At 51.9% G+C, this 21,244-nt stretch carries 18 protein-coding genes and 1 tRNA gene; 4 read left to right on the plus strand and 15 right to left on the minus strand.

Annotation, left to right across the window (positions count from 1 at the left end):
* The first annotated feature begins 647 nt into the window (after positions 1-647).
* On the plus strand, positions 648-2,204 hold the full coding sequence (locus AC6I8F_RS14930; RefSeq protein ID WP_136547420.1) for a methyl-accepting chemotaxis protein: 1,557 nt from the start codon (positions 648-650) through the stop codon (positions 2,202-2,204).
* Positions 2,205-2,303: 99 nt separating this feature from the next.
* Here the strand turns inward: AC6I8F_RS14930 and AC6I8F_RS14935 are convergent, their stop codons facing one another.
* The gene (locus AC6I8F_RS14935) at positions 2,304-3,593 is read right to left on the minus strand and encodes an HAAAP family serine/threonine permease (RefSeq protein WP_021507261.1); all 1,290 of its coding nucleotides are present in this window, start codon (positions 3,591-3,593) and stop codon (positions 2,304-2,306) included.
* Between AC6I8F_RS14935 and AC6I8F_RS14940 the strand changes: the two genes are divergently transcribed.
* Complete coding sequence (locus tag AC6I8F_RS14940; RefSeq protein WP_315655215.1) at positions 3,581-3,826, plus strand: hypothetical protein; 246 nt, start codon at positions 3,581-3,583, stop codon at positions 3,824-3,826. The two genes, AC6I8F_RS14935 and AC6I8F_RS14940, sit on opposite strands and share 13 nt — an antisense overlap.
* Before the next feature lie 166 nt (positions 3,827-3,992).
* Here the strand turns inward: AC6I8F_RS14940 and AC6I8F_RS14945 are convergent, their stop codons facing one another.
* The 3 genes from AC6I8F_RS14945 to AC6I8F_RS14955 are packed head-to-tail and all read right to left on the minus strand — an operon-like array spanning position 3,993 to position 7,286.
* Positions 3,993-4,988 (minus strand): glycosyltransferase family 2 protein, encoded by a 996-nt coding sequence (locus AC6I8F_RS14945; protein ID WP_021507262.1) that lies wholly within the window; start codon positions 4,986-4,988, stop codon positions 3,993-3,995.
* Positions 4,985-6,292, minus strand: coding sequence for an oligosaccharide flippase family protein (locus AC6I8F_RS14950; protein ID WP_058758004.1), 1,308 nt, complete (start codon positions 6,290-6,292; stop codon positions 4,985-4,987). The genes AC6I8F_RS14945 and AC6I8F_RS14950 overlap by 4 nt, the downstream gene beginning before the upstream one ends.
* Before the next feature lie 16 nt (positions 6,293-6,308).
* The gene (locus tag AC6I8F_RS14955) at positions 6,309-7,286 is read right to left on the minus strand and encodes a glycosyltransferase family 2 protein (RefSeq protein WP_498028179.1); all 978 of its coding nucleotides are present in this window, start codon (positions 7,284-7,286) and stop codon (positions 6,309-6,311) included.
* 1,203 nt (positions 7,287-8,489) lie between these two features.
* Here AC6I8F_RS14955 and AC6I8F_RS14960 point away from each other — a divergent pair.
* Positions 8,490-10,388, plus strand: coding sequence for a flagellin N-terminal helical domain-containing protein (locus AC6I8F_RS14960; protein WP_498028180.1), 1,899 nt, complete (start codon positions 8,490-8,492; stop codon positions 10,386-10,388).
* Positions 10,389-10,397: 9 nt separating this feature from the next.
* On the opposite strand, the gene AC6I8F_RS14965 is transcribed toward AC6I8F_RS14960, so the two are convergent.
* Positions 10,398-11,315, minus strand: a complete 918-nt coding sequence (locus AC6I8F_RS14965; protein WP_498028181.1) for a LysR family transcriptional regulator — start codon at positions 11,313-11,315, stop codon at positions 10,398-10,400.
* A gap of 104 nt (positions 11,316-11,419) precedes the next feature.
* On the opposite strand from AC6I8F_RS14965, the gene AC6I8F_RS14970 reads away from it, so the two are divergent.
* Positions 11,420-12,883, plus strand: coding sequence for an aldehyde dehydrogenase family protein (locus AC6I8F_RS14970; RefSeq protein WP_498028182.1), 1,464 nt, complete (start codon positions 11,420-11,422; stop codon positions 12,881-12,883).
* A gap of 344 nt (positions 12,884-13,227) precedes the next feature.
* Here AC6I8F_RS14970 and AC6I8F_RS14975 read toward each other — a convergent pair whose 3' ends face one another.
* The 10 genes from AC6I8F_RS14975 to AC6I8F_RS15020 form a co-directional block, all read right to left on the minus strand.
* Positions 13,228-14,787 (minus strand): DUF262 domain-containing protein, encoded by a 1,560-nt coding sequence (locus AC6I8F_RS14975; RefSeq protein ID WP_072208987.1) that lies wholly within the window; start codon positions 14,785-14,787, stop codon positions 13,228-13,230.
* Positions 14,784-15,722, minus strand: a complete 939-nt coding sequence (locus AC6I8F_RS14980) for a hypothetical protein (RefSeq protein WP_058769342.1) — start codon at positions 15,720-15,722, stop codon at positions 14,784-14,786. The genes AC6I8F_RS14975 and AC6I8F_RS14980 overlap by 4 nt, the downstream gene beginning before the upstream one ends.
* Positions 15,719-16,957, minus strand: coding sequence for an AAA family ATPase (locus AC6I8F_RS14985; RefSeq protein WP_498028183.1), 1,239 nt, complete (start codon positions 16,955-16,957; stop codon positions 15,719-15,721). Before AC6I8F_RS14985 ends, AC6I8F_RS14980 begins: the two co-directional genes overlap by 4 nt.
* Before the next feature lie 166 nt (positions 16,958-17,123).
* Positions 17,124-17,199, minus strand: a tRNA-Thr gene (locus tag AC6I8F_RS14990).
* A 198-nt stretch (positions 17,200-17,397) separates the two neighbouring features.
* On the minus strand, positions 17,398-19,143 hold the full coding sequence (locus tag AC6I8F_RS14995; RefSeq protein WP_021507268.1) for a putative phage tail protein: 1,746 nt from the start codon (positions 19,141-19,143) through the stop codon (positions 17,398-17,400).
* A 50-nt stretch (positions 19,144-19,193) separates the two neighbouring features.
* Positions 19,194-19,397, minus strand: a complete 204-nt coding sequence (locus AC6I8F_RS15000) for a hypothetical protein (RefSeq protein WP_125310414.1) — start codon at positions 19,395-19,397, stop codon at positions 19,194-19,196.
* On the minus strand, positions 19,345-19,638 hold the full coding sequence (locus tag AC6I8F_RS15005) for a hypothetical protein (protein ID WP_498028184.1): 294 nt from the start codon (positions 19,636-19,638) through the stop codon (positions 19,345-19,347). The genes AC6I8F_RS15000 and AC6I8F_RS15005 overlap by 53 nt, the downstream gene beginning before the upstream one ends.
* A complete protein-coding gene (locus AC6I8F_RS15010) occupies positions 19,635-19,979 on the minus strand; it encodes a DUF7940 domain-containing protein (RefSeq protein WP_031279668.1) in 345 nt (114 codons plus the stop codon). Before AC6I8F_RS15010 ends, AC6I8F_RS15005 begins: the two co-directional genes overlap by 4 nt.
* Before the next feature lie 2 nt (positions 19,980-19,981).
* Complete coding sequence (locus AC6I8F_RS15015; RefSeq protein WP_021507272.1) at positions 19,982-20,449, minus strand: lysozyme family protein; 468 nt, start codon at positions 20,447-20,449, stop codon at positions 19,982-19,984.
* 178 nt (positions 20,450-20,627) lie between these two features.
* Positions 20,628-20,906 (minus strand): transcriptional antitermination N peptide, encoded by a 279-nt coding sequence (locus AC6I8F_RS15020; RefSeq protein WP_021507273.1) that lies wholly within the window; start codon positions 20,904-20,906, stop codon positions 20,628-20,630.
* Between the last annotated feature and the right edge of the window lie 338 nt (positions 20,907-21,244).

Here is a 21,244-nt window from a genome sequence, read left to right on the forward strand (position 1 = left end):
CTGATAACCGCACGGGTGGTAGCGGCGCAATTTATTGCGCATTCCGCCGCGGTGCGGGAAATGAAATGCGCGATGAATCGCGCCGCTACGGTTTGTGCGACGGGATAATGCAGATATCCCATCCGCAATGAATCATGATGGCGCGACGTATCGCGCAGAAATTCCTTTCATAAGATGCCGCTGATAACCGCACGGGTGACTAATATTCCTTTCATGTGATGCCGCTGATGACCGCACGGGTGGTAGCGGCGCAATTTATTGCGCATTCCGCCGCGGTGCGGGAAATAAAATGCGCGATGAATCGCGCCGCTACGGTTTGTGCGACGGGATAATGCAGATATCGCATCCGCCTCTGCGCGTTTTTGTAGGGTGCGCAATTTTGCGCACCGGCATAGGCCGTGACGCCAGCTAATTACGACCAGTGATTAATCAATCTTAAGCCCTCTTAACCGTTTTGTGACAAACCCCTAAAAAATTAAAGTTAAAACATTAGCAACCGATAACTTTAGCGCCTGCGCTGGTGGCGCCAGACCCGTCTCGTCGCAACGGCAAAAAATCTTTCCTTTACACATCATCGACATATTGCAGACTCGTCGTCTGCGTTTCCGTTTTAATACAACAGCATTCTGGCATTGCGGGGAGATCCAATGTTGAGCTTAAAGAATATGAAGGTCGGCGTCCGCCTGGGCATCGCCTTTGGTTTAGTGGTGGCACTACTGGTGGTGATTGGTATTACCTCAATCATGAAGATTAACAACATCAAGAGCGGCATTACCTCGATTGTGGAAGATCGCTATGTAAAAGTGCGGCTCGGCTTTGACGTGCGCGATGGCGTCAATGATCAGATCAAGTACCTGCGTGGCATCGTCATCGATACCACCCGACCGCAGTTCAACGTGCAGCGCTTTCAGCAGCTGGCAGACGCCACCGCCCGTACCAACGCGGCGATGAAGAAGATCGAAGCGATTCAGATTACCGCCGTGGGCAAGAAGAAAATTGCCAGCCTGCTGGCTGCCAGTCAGCAATTTGAACAGCAGAAAAATGAGGTGCTGGATCTGGTGCGGGCCGGTAAAGCCGATGACGCCAGCTACTACGTACTGAAAAAAATTACCGCCGTGCAGAATGCCTACCTCGACCTGGCGGTGGCGTTTGCGGATTCCCAGTCCTCGCAGCTCCAGCAGGAAGGCGCCGGCATTATTGATGATGGCACCACGGCGATTGAAGTCACGCTGGTGTTCTCCGCGCTCGCCATTCTCGCTGCCGTGGTGATGGGCTGGCTGCTGACCCGTTCGATTGTGCATCCGCTGAATGAAGCGGTGACCATCGCCAGCAAGGTGGCCGCCGGCGATCTCAGCTCGCGCATTGAAATACGCAGCAAAGATGAAACGGGTGCGCTGATGCAGGCGCTGCAGGCGATGAACGATAACCTGCTGACCATTGTTTCCGACGTACGCGCCGGATCCGACACCATCGCCGTGGCGTCCAGCCAGATCTCCAGCGGCAACATCGATCTCTCTTCACGCACTGAACAGCAGGCCAGCTCGCTGGAAGAGACGGCGTCCGCGATGGAGCAAATGACCGCTACCGTGAAGCACAACGCCGACAATGCGCGCGAAGCCAACTCGCTGGTGGCGAAAACCTCCGGCGTCGCCAAAGAAGGCGGTGAAGTGATGGAGCAGGTGATTGTGAAGATGGAGGCGATTGCCCTCTCCTCGAAGAAGATTGTCGACATCATCAGCGTGATTGACTCTATCGCCTTCCAGACCAACATCCTGTCGCTCAACGCGGCGGTCGAAGCGGCGCGCGCCGGTGAACAGGGTCGCGGATTTGCCGTCGTCGCCACAGAAGTGCGTAACCTGGCGCAGCGTTCTGCCTCTGCGGCGAAAGAGATCAAAGTGCTGATTGAAGACTCGGTGGCGAAGGTGGATGAAGGCAGCCGTCTGGTGACGCACGCCGGTTCGACCATTGGTGAGGTCGTCAATAGCGTAAGCAGCGTGGCGGAGATCATGAGCGAAATCACCATCGCCAGCAGCGAACAGAGCAGCGGCATCAGTGAAATCAATCAGGCCATTACGCAGATGGAAGCGGTGACGCAGCAGAACGCCGCGCTGGTACAGGAAGCGTCCGCTGCGTCTCAGGCGCTGCAGGAGCAGGCCGATCGTCTGGCGCAGTCGATGAGCGTGTTTAAAACCGCTGCGGTTTAAAACAGACAGCCCCGTTCTGCATGCGTCAGACGGGGCCGTTCAGTGTCGCTGGCGTTGTCATGGCGGTGCGCATCGGGTCCGGCGCACCGCGTCCTGCTGTTAATTCATCAGCGAATAAGCGATGGAAGAAATCGCCAGAATCCCCACTAGCACCACAAACAGGTTGCTGATTTTACCGCTGTACTGGCGCATCGCCGGGACTTTATGAATAGCGTACATCGGCATCAGGAACAGAATCATCGCAATCACCGGCCCGCCCAGCGTCTCAATCATGCCGAGAATGCTTGGGTTCAGAGTGGCAACCAGCCAGGTAGTCAGCAGCATAAACAGCGTGGTCAGGCGATTCATTTTCTGCGGCGTGATGGTTTTGCCGCGGCTGCGCAGCGACTTCGCTACCATGCCGTTAAAGCCTTCACGCGCGCCCAGATAGTGGCCGAGGAACGATTTAGTGATGGCCACGATGGCGACAATCGGCCCCATCCAGGCAATCATCGGCACGTTAAAGTGGTTCGCCAGATAGGAGAGAATGGTGATGTTCTGCGCCTTTGCTGCCTGTAAATCGGCGGGCGACAGGCTCAGCACGCAGCTGAACACAAAGAACATCACGGTCACCACCATCATCAGATGGGCGCTGGCGAGAATGCGTGAACACTTCTTCTCCGCGCCGGCACCGTACTCGGCGCGTTTCGCCACGGCAAAAGACGAGATAATCGGCGAATGGTTGAAGGAGAACACCATCACCGGAATCGCCAGCCACAGCGTCATCCAGATACTGCTGTCGCTACCGCTTTGCGCAAACGATAAGGTCTCCAGCGCCGCACCGTGCCAGTGCGGCACCAGATACGCAGCCAGCAACATCAGCACTGCCACAAACGGAAACACCAGCACGCTCATCGCTTTGACAATCATCTGCTCGCCGAAGCGCACCACCGTCATCATGCCAGCGATCAAAATCAGCGACAGCAGCGCACGCGGCGGCGATACCAGCCCGAGCTGGTGCACAATAAAGCTGTCCACGGTATTGGTGATCGCTACGCTGTACATCAGCAGGATCGGGTAGATGGCAAAGAAGTAGAGCAGCGTGATGATCTTACCGGCGCCGACACCGAAATGCTCTTCCACTACGTCCGTGATATCCGCACCGGGATTTTTGCCGGAGAGCACAAAGCGCGTCAGCGCACGGTGCGCAAAGAAGGTCATCGGGAAGGCGAGAATCGCCATGATGAGTAATGGAATCAACCCGCCCGCGCCGGCGTTAATCGGCAGAAACAGTACCCCTGCGCCAATCGCGGTGCCGTACAGGCCCAGCATCCACACCGTATCACTCTTGCGCCAGCCGGTTGCTGCCGCCTCCACCGTACCAAGGGTACCGGTTTGTGAGTTATCCATCTGTCTCTCCAAAATTGTCTCAAATGCAGCCGGAACGACGGCTAAAAATTCGCGGCGGCCTGCAGCGTGCGGTCGCTTCACAAAACGCGCCTATGCTACCCGTTTTTGCCCGGCGTGGATTGCCGCAACGCAAGACATGCATCACAAAGGCGGTAAAAATGCGCGAGATGGCGATAAAAGCAACAATAACGCACAAAACACGCACGCAATCGATTGCCTGGGGCGCTATTTGACCTGAGAAGCGTCAGGAGTGCAAGACACAGCGCGAAGTGGACGTGAGCGGGAGAATGAAGTGCGGGGGTGTTGCCTGCAGCAGAGCGCTGTGGAGGAAACTCCCCCGGCAGCTAGCCTCGGGCAATGCAGCACGTCGCCAGAGGATAACGCCGGGAGAATTGAAAATCAGAATGCCCGCATTCTATAGAGGGCATAAAGGAAATAGTACGCTGTGATAGTATTCAAATTCATAATCATGTACTTCAGTTTTTCATTTTTATTCAGCAGCGTAAAAATACCTTTAGAATATTTTCCGCGCTTGATTTGATTAATTTCCTGCGCAATATCAGCAGGTGAAAACGAGGCGTGATACATAGCGGTGACAATCTGCATATCCAGTGCCAGCACGCGTTTCGAGATCGCTTTTAAAAAATGGTCGAGATTACCCGACGCGTACTTTTCCACAATCGAATCGTACAAATCGGTAAGCGACTGTTTACGCACTTTCAGTTCGCTGTACTGCACTTTACGTTTCGACAGCGATCCCGCCACATCCTCATAGTGATAAGCCGCGCCTGGAGTGATCAAAAAATTACTGACGCAGCTGAAAAACTTCAGGTTAAACAGCAGGTCCTCACTCATCGAGACGCCTTCCATGAAGCGCAGATGAAGATCGTCAATAATCTGGCGGCGATAACATTTATTATGCAGATAGCCAATGTTGTCGCTCATCTCCAGCTCGCCCAGCACGTAAGGAATATCCTGCTGGCTGAAGAATCCCGCCTGCGAGACTTTGCCGATACGGTTGTCGTTGAGATTGCCGACCATTAAGTCCACCGATTCGGCCGGCCAGGCATTAAGATTGAGTTTGAAACTCATCAGGAAGTTATCGTCAACCCAGTCATCCGCATCGAGAAACAGGACATATTCTCCGCTGGCCTGCTGCAGCCCGCTATTACGAGCCGCACTGACGCCCGCGTTAATTTGATTAAGCACCGTAACCTGCGGATAGTGCGCAAATTCCTGCAAAATCCGGGCACTGTTATCGCGACTGCCATCGTTGACAACAATTATTTCATAGCTACTGAAGGTTTGATTTAATACGCTTTGCAGCGTACGCCGGATAGTGTTTTGCGCGTTATAGACGGGAATGATAATACTAAATAGCGTTTTTTCATTCATGATAAACTCTCTTTACTGTCTGAGGTTTTGATAGTGCTAAAGAGCTGCCATAGTTTCCTGGGGTTGAAAAAGATCAGATGAATACGCATGACCGGCTGTGCCGGGAAAAAGTAATTCAGCAGGGAGAACGATAAAAACTCGGTTAATACCACGCTCATGGCGGCACCGGTTAAACCGAAATGCGGCACCAGCAGCAGCGACGACAGCAGACAAATCACTAATACCGCGAAGGTTTTCTTCACCAGATAGCGATAGCCGTTATATTTAATGATGAAGCGATCCATAACGCTGCTGAGCACCGCGCACATCGCACCGAGGCTGAGTAATAACGTTGGCGCGACCGCATCAAGATATTGCTCACCGTAGAAGTCACGAATAAACCAGCCCGACAGCAGCCAGATCGCCACAATTACCGCAGCGGAAACGCCAATCACCAGCAGATGCAGTTTCTGCGCTTTGACGATCGCCTGCTGGTCATTCCGCTCGGCAAAAAACGCCGGATAAAACGACGCCAGCAGCGCGCTGGGTAAAAATACCCAGGCGGTCGACAACGTCAGCGCCACGGAAAAAATGCCCGCCTCTTTCACGCCGAGAAAATAAGAGACGCTGATTTGATTCACGCGGGTATACAGCGCAACGGCAATCGCAGAGAAGATCAGCGACATGCCGGACACCAGCATGTAGCGCGAATACTTTTTCACGTGGCGCAGCGCCGGAAGCGGTGCACGCCGCTCATACAGCAGAAAAAGCGTTAACTTGATGGTGAAAGGAATAAAGGTGGCGAGCACAATCGGAATCGCCAGCCAGGCCGGTTCCAGCTGGTAATAGGAGATCAGAAAGCGCACCGTCAGGCTGATCGCCAGACCGATGACGTTGGCAATCACATTGAGACGCGCGTTGAGCCTCGCTTCGTTGTAAATATTGACCAGGTCAATGGATGAGAACAGGCAGGCAATGGCTGCCGCGCAGATAAAGACCAGCGCGTCGGCGCTCCACTCCTCTTCCATAATCGCCATGCCGACAATCGACAGCACGCAATACAGCACCAGTACCAGCAGGAAGGTCGCCATCATCAGGCGCAGGCCGGAATGATGATTCTGCGCGATGCGTTTCAGCAAAATCACATCGCTGCCCATCAGTGCGATGGTCTGAATAAACTGAAATACCAGCATGGCGATGGAGATAATGCCAAAGGTGGTGGGCCCGACGTATTTCGCCACGTAGGAGGTGACAAAGATCAGGCCGAATACCGCAATCAGCTTTTCGGCAATCATCCACATGGAGTTTTTTAATTTGTCTTTCACAACGCCTCCGGTGCGATTATTTCTCTGCCAGCCGGCGCAGCCGTGAAACCAGGCGCGGGCTAATGAAAAACAGCGCAAAGTACAGGCTCCACGGATTAAGTAGCGGTCCGGCGGTGCACCAGCTGCGGAAACTGCGGCGATAGAGCGTGATGTATTCATCAATGAAGGCGCGGCTCAGGCTGTCGCTGTGCAGCCCTTTGTGGATGTAAGACGCCGTGACTTTTAAATAAAGGTGGTAATAACAGCGATAATGCTGGCTCGATAAAAATGCTTTCATGCCGCTGAACGAGCGGGCAAAAGAGAAATGTTTTTCCCGCAGCGCCGAACGCGTGGCGGAGTGCGTGGATTTGACATAGTGATAAACCACCCGCTGCGTCATCACTACCTGGCGATCCTGCTGCAGATGCAGGTAATTCATGACAAACAGCAGGTCTTCGAAATTGGCAATCTCTTCGTTGAACCGCAGCCGGTGCTCACGAATGACATCACCGCGAAACACCTTGTCGCAGATACCGTGGCGCGGATGGTAATAGAGCAGATCGTTAATCGCCGCCGATACCGACAGCGTGTGCGCCTGTTCACGGTTGGCGGGAAAATCCAGCGGGGCACCGTCCGGGTTGAAATGTTGTGACTCGCCTACCACCATCGCCGTTTCATCACTCATCAGCCGCACATACGTCGAGAAGGCCTGGGGCGGCAGAAAGTCATCGGCGTCTAAAAAGCACAGCAGCCGGCCGCGCGAGGCGCGAATGCCCCGGTTGCGCGCCGCCGAGACACCCGCGTTGGCCTGGCTGATAAGGTGGAACTGCGGATAACCGGCGTAACGCTGCAGGATCGCCAGCGAGTCATCGCTGGAGCCGTCATTAATAAAAATGGCCTCAAAGCGAACCTCATCCTGCTGCAGCAGGCTGTCGATGCATCTTTCCAGATAAGCTGCGGCGTTATACACCGGCACAATGACGCTAATCAGCACGTCGTTAACGGGAGTTTGCATATGACCTCAAAACATAATTTATTGGGGGTTAAACCCGCCGTGACAAAATAAAAATCGATACTGAACCGTTAATACTTAACGTTTAACGGCCCATGCTTTCATCCGGCTTAACATTAATACACCGCTGTTTTCAGAGTTTCCTCAGCAAAATATGACCGCCGGAACACGTCTATTTTTCGCTGGCGCCAGATAAGAATTTCGCTATATATTCAGGTCAGGTTTATCTGGCGATTTAAAGGATAAAAACCGCAGGCTACCGCCCCTGGCTTACAGCGACCAGCGTGCTGGAATTCTCTTTGGTGCATTTTCAGGCGTAAAGAAGGGGCGCTGCACTCCGCAGAGTTCAGTGATTTATCAGCCAGTTAGCCCCAACACTTCCTGCACAGCAACGTATTTATTGCGTTGCTGTCGGGTAAAACATTTATCAGATAGAGGTTTATTCGTTATCCTGATCGGCGCTACCTCTCCAGCTATTTTTTGCCGCATCAGGAGAACGGGAACTGCCGACCGCGGTTGAAAAGGTGCATCTTTCGACGGGCCTTCGCAACGAGCGTCACGACATTAACGATATTTGCTGTATGCCCTGCACTTTTATTACGCCGCGATGTGTGTTGCGCGGCGCGGGGTGCAAGTGGCGTTAATTCAGTCCGGCTATCGCAGCCGGACTGCAAATGGCACAAGGCCAAAAATTGCGATCTGATTCAAAACTTTTACCGCATTCTTACCAGGCGCAGTTATAAGGTCAATGCCTTCCAGACCAAAACGGAATTTACTCACCCGCCCCGCCACAATATTTCGCGCTGACTGATTAGCATGGATAAAGCGCAACCGCGGCGATTGATAAGGGCGGCGCGCGCTGCTGACCAGGAATAAGAGCAGGGAAACCGGCGGATAAGTCCAGTAGCGTCCTAAGCGGTTGTTATCGCAATGGGTTACGCCCTCGCCGTCCCGCTTAAGCAGTAATAATCTTTATTCATTCTGCTGACCTGCTATTTTTAGTAGTCGTCAAGCCCTGCCTCTATAAATTAGCGCCGTGCGAAAAAATACAGATCCTTACCGCATCACAAACTCAACTTAGCGCGATTTCATGCTGCTTATTTTAACAATCAGCGCTTCGCTGACGTGACTTAGGCCAAATATTTTTTTAAAGAAAGCCGGTAAATGCCGATAACGCTATCAGTGTATTTATCAGTGAGCCCGGAAATGATCAGCCTGCAAACCAATCTGTCTGCCCTCAACGCCAGCAAGCAATCTGCCAGAAGTGGCGCGGCGCTGGGCGATGCGATCCGCCATTTATCGTCGGGTATGCGCATCACCAGCGCGCGTGACGATGCGGCAGGTCAGGCGATTGGTAACCGTTTTAGCAGCCAGCAGAACGGCCTGGCGGTGGCGCAGCGTAATACCGGTGACGGCCTGTCACTGGTCGAAACCGCGGAAAGCGCGCTGGATGAGATCAATAACCGCTTGCAGCGGATTCGCCAGCTGGCGGTTCAGGGATTAAACAGTACCAATTCGCAGAGCGACTCAGACGCCATTCAGGCGGAGATTAACCTCAATCTGAAAGAGATTGACCGGCTTAATACCAGCAGCAGCTTTAACGGCATCAGGCTGCTGGATGGCAGCGCCGGTAAGCTGGGATTCCAGGTGGGCGCTAATGACAACGAGAAAATCAGTCTCGACCTGTCGGCGCCCGGCTTCAGCGTGGAGGCACTGGGACTTAAGGATTTGGTGATCAGCGGCATCAGCGGCAAAGTGACCAATGTCACCACCCTTACCGGCATCGCCACCAATATGGCGTTCAGCAACCCGGCAATTACCGTGAACTATCTGCCCGCCAGCGGTTCACCGCAGCTGGTACGCAGCAGTGGTGATAACCGCCAGTACGTGCAGAGCAGCGACGCCGACGGCAAGCCGGTCTATTATCTGGCCGCCGTCAGTGCGCGCTGGGACACCGCCACGGCTGCCGGTAACGTCTCGATCAGCCGCAGTAATCCGGCGCCGCTGTACAGCAACGTCAGCAGCATTGCGTCGCGCACCATCCCGGCGGTTAATTATCAGGACAGCAGTGGCAGCGCGCTGAGCACCACGCCCGCAGCCACGTTAACGCAGGATAATGGCCAGTATTATATTGAGCAGAACAACAGCTGGTATCCAGCCACGCTTAGCTTTGGCAGCAGCGGCGCAGTAACGGCACGCATGACCGGCGGTGCCGCCAAATCCGACAGCGATTTCGCCACCCTGCCGACCACGGTGACCGACACGCCGGCGATCGACACCAGCACCGCCAGCCTTAGCTTCAGCGATGCCAGCGGCAACGCGGTGAGCAATGGCCGTCTGCTGCGCACCAGCGGCGGGCTGTATGTAATGGAAGTGGATAACGGCGGCGGTAGCTACCAGTATTACAACGCCGCCGTCAGCGCGACCTCGGATGGCACCAGTAACGCCCTGAGCATCGTCGCGACCAGCGCCAGCAGCATTAACAGCTTCAGTGCGGTAAACAGCGTGACCGGCACCTCTTACATCACCCTCGATCCGGCCAATGTGGATGTGCGCTATACCGATGTCGATGGCAACAGCAGTAATGATGTGCTGAAACTCGACGCCGAAGGCAATTACTACATGGATGTGCCGAACGGCAATCTGGATAAAACCGCCACTTTCGTCCGCAGTGACAGCAGCGGCAACCTGATGCTGAAAACCCTGCAGGGCGTGGGTGACGTGCAGATTTACTTCCAGGCGGCTTTGTCGTCAGTTACCGATGCCTCCACCAACTTTACGACGCTGCGCGTGGCCGAGACCGGTTCAGAGATCCGCCTGAAACATCCGGACGATCCGCTTGCCACGCTGGATCGCGCCATCGGGCAAATCGACAGTCAGCGCACCCGTCTGGGCGCCGTTGCTAACCGGCTGCTCTCGGCGCAAACGCTGCAGGGTAACGCGACCGCCGCCATTGCGGCATCGCGCTCCCGTATTGAGGATGCGGATTACGCTACGGAAGTCTCCAGCCTGTCGCGTCAGCAAATTCTGCAGCAGGCCAGCAGCGCCCTGCTGGCGCAGGCTAATCAGCTGCCGCAGCAGGTGCTGAAGTTACTGAACGCCTGATAAAGGGTGTCATCCGGCTTCAGATGAGGCAGAAGCATCACGCTGCGCACGCACAAATTCGCTGAGCGCCCGCAGCGCCGGCGGCACCAGCCGGTGTCCCGGATAGTAGAGGCACAGCGCACCGAGAGGCACCTGCCAGCCGGGCAGCAGGTGCACCAGTCGGCCCGCCTGCACATCCGCCGCGACCTGCTGTTCCGTCATGCAGGCAATGCCCAGACCCGCCAGCGCCGCCTGGTGGATAGCGCTCATGTCGCTGGCCGCCATACGCGGCTCGCCCTGCAGCCGATAACGCTGCTGCTGCTGGCTCAGCTCCCAGCGGTAAACGCTGCCGTCCGCCATGCGCATACACAGGGTTTGATGCTGATCGAGCGCCTCTGGCGTCTGCGGTGTGCCCGCGTGTGCGAGGTAGGCTGGCGCGGCCACCACAATCATGCGCATTTCCGGCGTCAGCCTGACGGCAATCATATCGCCCGGCACGTCCTCTGCCAGCCGAATGCCGGCATCGAAGCCGTCGGCCACGATATCCACCCGCTCTTTCTGGCTGTAAATATCGACGCGAATGCGCGGATAGCGCTGCAGGAACGGCAGCAATATCGATGCGTACCACAGCGCACTGCTCTCCGGCGGCACGTTGAGACGCAGCATGCCGGCCGGATCGCCCGGATCGCTGCCGGCTTCCTCAGCCGCGCTGCGGATCATCGCCAGCGCTGGCACAATTTTCTCGCTGAAACGCCGTCCGGCCTCGGTCAGCGCGACGCTGCGCGTGGTGCGGTTGAAGAGCCGCACGCCCAGCCGTTTCTCCAGCGCGGCAACCGCATTGGTCACCGCCGAAGGCGACATCTCCAGCTCGCTGGCCGCCGCTTTAAAGGTGCCGCGCCGCGCGACCGCCAGCACAATTTCCAGTTCAGTCAGACCTGTCCGGTTCATCAATTATTCCGTTTCGCGCAATACCCTTTGCAGGCGGAGACGGATTATCGCCGCCGGTGGTGCGTGCTACTTTGCCGCCACGCAACATGCAAAGGAGCATAGCCATGCACATGATTGAACACATCTATATCAACGGCCAGTTTGTCACTCCTGACGGCGATGAATGGCTGGATATTATCAAACCTGCCGATGGCAGCGTAATCGGTAAAGCGCGTCTGGCCGATGCGCAGGATGCTGAACGCGCGATTGCGGCGGCAGCGGCGGCGTTTCCCGCCCTGGCCGCGACCACGGTGGCGCAGCGCATCACCCTACTGGAACAGATGTACCATGCGGTTAACCGCGCCGAAAGCGAGCTGCGCGCGGCGATCCTTGAGGAGTACGGCGCGCCCACCGCACGCTCCGAGTGGATGAGCCGCTATCCGGCTGACGTGATTCTGCAGGTAATAGAAGATCTGAAACGCTACCCGTTTGTACAACAGGCAGGCCGCGCGCAGGTGCAGATGCTGCCGCTCGGCGTTGCCGGCCTGATCACGCCATGGAACAGCAACGCGGGCTTTATCTGCCACAAACTGGCGACCGCAATTGCCGCAGGCTGTACCGCCGTGATCAAACCCAGCGAGTTCAGCCTGTTGCAGACCCAGGTGATCACCAGGGCGCTGCACACCGCCGGTTTGCCTGCGGGGGTGTTTAATATCGTCACCGGGCGCGGTGCCAGCGTCGGTGAAGCCCTGAGCCGCAGTCCGCAGGTGGCGAAAATCTCCTTCACCGGCTCGACCGCCACCGGCAAAGCGATTTTGCGCAGCGCCGCCGACACCTTTAAACGCGTCACGCTGGAGCTGGGCGGTAAATCACCGACGCTGATTTTGCCGGATGCCGATGCCGCCCAGGCAGCCCAGCTGGCGGTTCAGGCTGGCTTTATCAACAGCGGCCAGGCCTGTATTGCCGGCACGCGCATTCTGGTGCCGGAGCAGCGCAAGGCCGAGTTCGAACAGGCGCTGACGGCGGCAGTCGCTGCGGAGGTCTCCGGCGATCCGGCTGACGCGCGCACCACCATCGGGCCGATGGTCAACGAGAAACAGTGGCAGCGCGTGCAGCACTATATTGCGCTTGGCGAACAACAGGGCGTGCGCCTGCTGACCGGCGGCAGCGGCCGCCCGGACGGACTGCACCACGGCTGGTATATCCGCCCGACGCTGTTCAGCGATGTCACCAATGAAATGCCGCTGGCGCGCGAAGAGATTTTTGGCCCGGTGCTGAGCATCCTGACCTACCGCGATGAAGCCGAAGCCATCGCCATGGCCAACGACAGCGATTACGGCCTGTCGGCACTGGTGATCGGGGCGGATGAACAGCATGCGCGCAACGTGGGAGAACAGCTGATCGCTGGCCGCGTGATGATCAACACGCTGGCTCACGAACCGCGCGCGCCGTTCGGCGGTTTCCGCCACTCCGGCATCGGCCGGGAAATGGGTCAGGCGGGTATCAGCGCGTTTCTGGAACCAAGGGCGCTGATTGCTGGTGAATCACGCTTAACAACGAACTTTGAACCAACAACAGCAAAAGCTTAGTTGCTGGCTCACCTTACACGTCAAATCAATTTTTGAAATAACCAAGCCTCACCTTGAAAAATATAAGTAAAACTAATTAGAGTGAAAATTATAACTCGCGGCCATTTGCGGAAAACATTACTAACCATAGTATCAGTATGGTCATGGTGCAAACTAAGAGATATGCAGTATATATCAAAGATAAAGTAAGGATTTGACTTTAAGCTATTTGCAGGCTTGCCTGATGAATATATGAAAGTGATGCAGCCATGGATATGAAAAATTAAAAAAAGTACTTTTATGGAAGATAGCAGCCAGAAAAGATAAAAAGAGTTCAGGCCCCTGAAATATTCAGGGGCTATAAATCACATACCCAAAGAAACCTTAAGTTCATCGATATTTTTCTGAGCAAAGTCATAATATATCTTCATAATATACTTCCCTCTTGCATGGATTAACGCTTCTTTGTCTGCTGATTTAAACTTTGACTCATAGTTCACTAAAAAATCGTCAATAATCTCATATGCAACACCATTAGCGTCTTTATCATTGTTACTCTTGTAAAAAACTTTATTACCAACATGATCGCTAAAGTTAGCACCAAACATGTTTGCAGGTGGATATATAGAAAAATCCCTGATATTAAAACTCAGCTCTTTATCTTTGAATCTTTCATTAATTAAAAAATTCATAGTTAATGCTAATGTTTTTGCAAAAGCTGATCCTGCGCTGAATTTTTCAGGAATAAAGGGCTTATCATTTTCCTCAAATATTTTCACAAGTTGGTTATCAACTTTATCATGAGGCATTCCCTCACGAAAGAAATTTATAATCCTCTCACGTTTAGACGGACTATCATTGCCAATCCCGAACATTGAGAAGACAAATAACCATCTTGTCATATCTTCAACTGTACTATTCTGAATCCCAGAATGAAAGAAATGAAAAATCATGAACAAGTGATTAACATACGGTAATCTAGATATAGAATTTATACCCAAATGATTAACCATGAATTTTAATGTTTCTTCAAGAGCCTCAATTATATCGCCAAGTCTATATGACTCATTTTTATCAATTTCATTAAGCCTTTCAACGAGCTTCTCTCTATTTTTATCATAAATTTCAAAGCCAATCGCAGACTTAATCAGCTGTAAATACACATCGTTATTCATCTGATCGACATCAATATATTCAGCAAAACAACCTCTGACTTTATTGATGAAATGGTTAACCCTGTTTTGATCAGAATCAGTGTAAGCGAGTGCATAAACGAGATCATGTTCTTTTATACTTTTACCCAGGGAGTTTAATCTCGAAAAAACCTGAACCACCTGACTAACAGTGCCACCATCTAATTTAATAATGGCCATTTTATATTTTCTTATTTTATCAGCCAAATACTCTGCTTTTTCTACAAAGCTATTGTTGTCTGTTTCTTCAGAAAGTCTTCGTGCTTCACGTAAAAAAGATGTTGTTTTACGAATCGAACGAACATTTATATAATGTCCTAATGGTACATTTCTGTTAATGGTATGAGTAAAAACTTCATCTTTTAAGTTAAAATAAAGATCCCATTTACCATCCTCATCACTAACATCATCAGAAAGACAGCAAAACAAAGTAGTCAATCGCTGTTGACCATCAACAATGTAATATTTCTCTTTAGTAGCATCAATTGCTCTCCCTCCGATATTATTCTGGAAAGGAATCTTTTTACCGCCCCCATCCCACAATAAAACAGAGCCAATAGGATACCCTTTATAAATACTATCAAAGAGGTTTTTAATATCTTCCTTTTTCCAAACATAAGGCCGCTGGAATTCAGGTAAAACTATCTTACCACCTTCTATATTAGAAACAAGGTCATCAATAAAAGTAACCTCAGGACTCACTGATGGCATTTCACTTTTAAAGCTATTCATAATATCTTCTCAATGACCTCGCAAATATCATTAAATTCTTTATCTATATTAGCACATCTTTTACTAAAAACATCCAAGTTAATCTGACAGCCATCAAAAAATATTTTTTCCGCTATATCCTTACCAAAACCGTCCTTTAAAGATTCATAAACATCATCATCGATACTTTCAAACAAACCATTATATAAAGCATCATCTTTTTTTCTATAACCACCTTTCTTTTTAAAACCAATCTTGTAATCGAAGTAATCCTTCTGGATTGAAGATAACTTATCAAGATTTCTAACCATTCTGGCACGAGTGACGTCAATATTAGATATCATTATATCGGGAATGTAATTCTCAATTTCTCGTTTCAGTAACGTATGGCAATACACATTGTTATTACGAGCAGTTTGTATGATTGCTTTCTGTGCAACAGAGTAATCTGACCCAGGGAATAATTTATCCGAATCATGTATGACAAATAATCTCAGGATTCCGTGAGATTTTTTCACCTCACTAACTATCGCTCTAGGTATTTGCCCACAACCCCCAGTACCTTTAATCTCCCATGAAATATCCTTAAGATTGAATAGCCATTCTTTGCCTTTTGCTTTAAGAACTGCGCCTAAAAAACCCGCATCACTAAACTCATTTTCGAGTATTATTACTGCTTTTCTACTCAAAATTTCATTTAAATTACTAATTGAATGTGTGTTGCTACAGCCATTTTGAGTAATTGTAATTGACAGATGAAAATCTTGATTGGCAGAAATGACAGCCAACCTTTTTAGCTTTTCCGTTACTACGCTGTCCTCATCAAACTCGTCAAGTAAATTTGATATATTACTTGAATCGATGCTGTGATTTATCCTATGCGCTGACATACAATCGAAAAAGAACTCTTTAGAGGGTGAATGCTTCAAAACTGAACCATCAATTTTTACTTTCATTTTTTCTTGTTAGCCTCCTGAAGAGCCATCACCTCATCAAAGTCTTCTTCAAAAATTCCTGCAGGCCAGTTTTTGACGGCGCCATTTTTATTAATTATAATTTTTTCAATAACTGCTGATTTTTTATTGAAATCAGTATCAACGTAAAAAATATTAATATCCTTCTCATTAATACCTTCAGCAATTCTTCTTCTTAACCTTAAAATAAACTCCTTTGAATGCGTTTCAACGAAGACCATATTACTACTTATAGCAGTCAAATACAGATCTGCTATTGAGCCACATGCAGCAGGATGCATATGTAGTTCCGGCTGTTCAATTAACTCAATACCTTTCACCTTATCAAGGTCTCTGGCAAATCGATTAACAACAGAAGGGAATATTTGCCCAAACCCCACCCCTTCATCGATAATATTGGACTCACCTAACCCACTACTACAAAAAATAGCAAAAGCCTTTTCATAGCTTTTTAAAATAAAATACTTGCCATTAAATCGTGATAACATCCATTCTTTGATTTTATTACCTAAAACCCCATTTGATTGTTCATCTTTATATTTAAAAATATAAGGGGCGAATTGGCCTTTTTCACCAACATTTAAACTTCGCATCGTCTTGTTAGTGAAAGTACGGCTTAGTTCGCTTCTTGTTGGTCCCAGGTAACTAAGATTGAAATCATGATTTTTTATAACTCTCACTAATTCAAAAAGTTCTTTGTTGTCATTTTTTATAATTGAAGGTAATGAGGAAAAATCAGGCAAAAGACCATTAAATTTAAGATTGAGACGATCCTTACCAAACAAGTACAAAAGTTCTTTCTTTTTCTCTAAAGATTCGAGGTCCAAATTCACCTCAAACACCACTTGATCATTAGTAGCCAAATAAAAATTTAGCACTACCGTTTTCTTAAGCTCTGTAGAATATGTCAACTCCGTAACAAAAGCCAACTCTATGTTGTTTAACTTAAAGTTAGCTCCGAGAGAAATTTGACTAAACTCAGCATGACCATGCACAACATCCGAATATTCTGCACCAATATCTATATTCAGAGGGGAAAAGTCGATAACTTCATCGCCATCTAGATTTAAAGAATTTATGACAAAAGGAATTAGCCTTACTAAAGCACTCTTACCTGCGCTGTTTTTCCCAATAAACACATTAAATTTAGAAACATCTATAACAACTTCTTTATAAGCTTTATAGTTTTTAGCATAGACCGAATCGAGCACTATCATTGTTGAAACCATCCTTAGAATAACAAAAATATTAAATCATGACGATAAATTAATAAACTCAAAAGCCAGTTTGATAATTACTTATGAAAACATAATAGAAATAATAAATTAAAAAAACAATACGTCTAATTAGTTTATGTGTTTTTGGACTAAAAACGGTAACTGATGGTGCCGGAAACAGGAGTCGAACCTGCGACCTTCGCATTACGAATGCGCTGCTCTACCAACTGAGCTATACCGGCATTGAGGCGGGAACTACGGGGAGTAAACATAGAAAAATCGGGGGGATGAGTCAAGATGGTGCCGGTTAAGTGCTGCGTTTTTCAGCATCACCCGGGCTGGCCTTACGATTTTGACGCGGAAAAAACGCCGCGAACAGCGCCCTCTCGCGCCAGACACAAAAAAAGGCGAGGCCGCAGCCTCGCCAAAAGGTGCTGGCCTCAATCGTAATAAGGAAGCTTACGATCGACACCGTTGATATTGACCAGCACAAAGCCCGTCGGCGTGGTTTTATTGGTCGGCGTACCTGCTGCCGTCGCGACGGTAAGCACGCCTTTCTCGTTAGCCCCAATACCCGCGACGCCATTGTGCAGACCAAAGCGCGCCGCCGGTTTGAGGGTGCCCATTTTGGTGGTATCCGTCACCACCGAGAAGTCAGGCTGGAACAGCGAGCAGGAGCCAGCTTCAAAACGCGTCGGCCCGGTGGTCTTCAGGTTAATCAGCGTGTCGCCGCTGTTGGCGCGCAGCTTCACCCATACCACGGCATACGTGGTGCCGACGCGGCTGTAGCGAATATCCAGCACCGCCGGCTGCCCCATATGGCAGGCGTCAGCCCATACCGTTTCCAGCCGCTGCAGGTTAATCCACGTTTTCCCGGTGCCTGCCAGATTGACCGGTGAGGCGGCCGTTCCGGTTGGCTGGGTAGCGTCGGCTTTACCAATCAGCTCCATCACCCACTGCTGATTCGCCGTCGGAAAGAACAGCTGGCCGAGGCGATACCAGTTATCGGTGTCGGTATTGTTGGTGACTTTGTGGCCGCTGTAGTAGCCCGCGCGGAATGAGCCGGTGATCAGCGTGCCGTGATGCTCTTCACGGCGATAGCCGTAGTCAAAAGTCGACAGCCAGCGCGTGCCAGCCATATCGTTTGAGATCTTCGCTCCGGACTGCAGGCCAATCTGGCGCATGATGACGCGCGCATTATTGAGATTGAACGGCGTGCCGCAATCCTCAATGTTCAGCGTATCAATGCTCCAGGCACCGTCCGACAGATCGCCCGGATTACGCGTGTGCTCAATCCACACGTTACGCATGATGCCCTGCGTCACGCGCGGCATGTACAGCGTGGCGTCGCCGTAGCCGGTCTGGAAGTTACAGTTGCAGATCTCGATAGCCGTTGAGTGGTCCCACTTGCCGTTTGGCGAGTTCGACCAGCCAATGTCAAACACCCGGCCATAGGTCCACAGCGTGTAGATCTGGTCGAATTTACTGTCGAGCGTATCCAGCGCTTTAATCACCGTGCCGCCGCTGTTTTGCGCGCGGAAACAGTAAATATTTAATGTGGTGCCTTCGATGCAGGTGTTTTCGAAGAACGGCTGCACGTTGGTACACATCTCGGCGGTAATGGTACCTTTGTTGGTGGTGACGTCGGCCGATGCCTGACCGTGCCAGGTAATGCCTTTGATCGCGGTCCGCCGTGCCTTCACTTTGAACACCGTGTTGGCACTTTTGTCGGAGATGATGGTGGTGCGCGGCAGCGAACCCAGCTCCACGTCATCCCCCTGCAGACCAAAAAAGGCGATCTCGGTAGCGCTGATGTCGATCGGGTTAATCAGGAATTTACCGCCCGGGAAACGCACCGGCAGGTCACGGATATTACCGCTGTAACCCTGCGTCCACGCCAGCATGCGGTTAAAGGCGTCGGTATCGTTAGCGTAACCGTCCCCTTTCGCGCCGAAGTGGTAAACGTTGACGTCTGCCGGATCGTTGATCACGCGTTTCCAGTAAAAGCCATTACCGACCGCCAGCGTACCGCCGTCATCGGCGGCCGTGGTGGTACCGATAAAGCCGGTGAAATCCCCACCGCCACGGAAGGTGGAGTCAGGATTATAGCGGCGCAGGAACGCCAGATCGCCGTTTTTGGCCGGCACAGTGGTACGCAGTTCAGCAAAAGAGTTAACTTCGATCATCTTAGCCTCCTCGGCATTTCAGGTTTGCAATACAAAGCGAGAGAACAGCGTCAGTGCGCCGCCGGGCGGCAGTGCTGGTCCCAAAGATCGTTGTGATTGTTGATGGCGCGCACGGTGCGAATGTCCATGCGTTCGGCGTCATTGCCGTGGGTGTAAATCGGGGAAAATAACGAACAGGCGGAGTCGATAACGACGGGTGCCTCAGGGTTGGTGGTATTTCGACTGCTGCAGCTTGTCACGAGCAGCAGCGTCATCAAGATTACCGTTACGGGTTTCCACACGTCTGGCCTCCTCACGCAGCTGTTGCTGCTGCTGATTAACTTCAACCGCCTGCGCGGCGGTCTTTTCGGCCTGCGCAACATCAGCTTTCGCCTGCTGCTGCACCTTGCCGATTTTTTTACCGCCGGCGTAGCTGGCAATCAGCGCGGCAATCACGCCGCCAATCGCCGCCAGCCAGTGCCAGCTGCCGACAAGCTGAGAAAGAAGAAAGCTCATGGTTTGTCCTCCAGCGTTTTTCTCTGCTCCACCAGGTTCTTCTGACGCACGAACTGCGCCAGTACGCCCATCGCCACCATGAAGGCGCCGATCAGGCCGAGATAGTTGTGCGGCAGGATCTCTTTGATATCCGCCGGCAGCGCGTTCCACGCATCCAGCGCTGACGAGGGAAAAGACTGCACCCAGGCGCTGAGCATCGAACCCAGCGACGCCAGCCACACCGACCAGGTTTTAAACAGCAGGCGCGCGTGTTTAACAAACTCCAGCGTGGTGAAGCGCTGCAGCAACAGCAGCAGGATGATGGCCGCCAGTACGGCGATAACGAACAACAGCCAGCGCATATTCATAACAGCCCCCGATAAATGTCGTAGGTGCCCGTGCGCATCACTTCGGCATGACGCCGGGCGCGCCCCGCAGTTTGCCGTGCCCACAGGCTGTCGAGCATGGCGTTCGCCGCCGCGTCGAAATCGCGTTGCGTCACCGCGGTGAGCATGCCGCGAAACAGCGCCAGACCGTCGACGCCCATCTGATAGGCCATGCTGATCAGCACATCGCTGCGCGCCTCGTTGCATTGGCTCAGTGCCTGCTGCACCAGCGCGCGCTGTTGCATCTCCTGCACCTTGCCCTCAACGATGCACTGCTTCCACACGTCACCAACGCGGCGCGGCACGCGGAAGATATAGTGGCTGAGCGACGCGCCTTTCGGCCCGATGCGAATACCGCCCGCAACGGTGGGAAACCCCTGCGTGTCGAGGTAAGGCGCTTCGCGGTATCCCTCTTCGAAATTCAAAATGGCAATGATTTGGCTCATAACGGTTCCTCTTTGACGGGCGCAACGGCATGAAAAGCTGCGCAAATAACCACAACACATAAACCTCGCTGATCGGTTGCGCCGGGCGACAGGCAGCCGTTAAGCGCAACGCTCAAGCGCAACTAAACAGTGAGGAAAGGTGAAACGTTCCGTTCAGAACTGGAAAAACAGCAGAGAATTAACGCACGGCGTACAGATGAACGTGGGGCAAACAGCAGTTATCAAAGCTGGGGTTGTCGTTGCAGGGCCGCGTGGGCGCCAGTACTGCGCGGTCTACCCGGGAGCGGATTTCCCGCTGGCAGATGCGCTCGGCGGTGCGCAGGGTGATCTCATCACACTCCAGGCCCAGGGCACTGTCGATGCTGCGCTTCAGGCGGCTGAGCGGCTGACGCCGCCGGTGGCGACGGGTGCGCGCGTTTCCGCTAAAGACTGATTTGCCATATTGAATAATCGCCATAACTCCTCCTGTGAATGAGTCTTTGGCGATGGGGTGGTGAGCACGGCGATTCGGCACAGACCGGGACGTCCGTGGCCCCTCTGCAATCACCCGCAACTGGCTTGCCCGGCCGTAAAAAACGGCCAGGTATAAGCAGAGGAGAGTGAAAGCAGAGGACAACTGACGACGCTGCTAAGTGCGTATCCACCCCATCCCAAAATTCACTGACTTTGGGTGGGTTGTCTCGCGCTTGTGCAGCGCCTCAATTGTTTAAGAGCGGGCTCATCCGGGAGCAGAGATGTCGTCCATCTATGGTCAAATTATTAACAGGTTCTAATGCATTGGCAAACACTGACAGT

Source organism: gamma proteobacterium symbiont of Axiagastus rosmarus, from assembly GCF_059730925.1.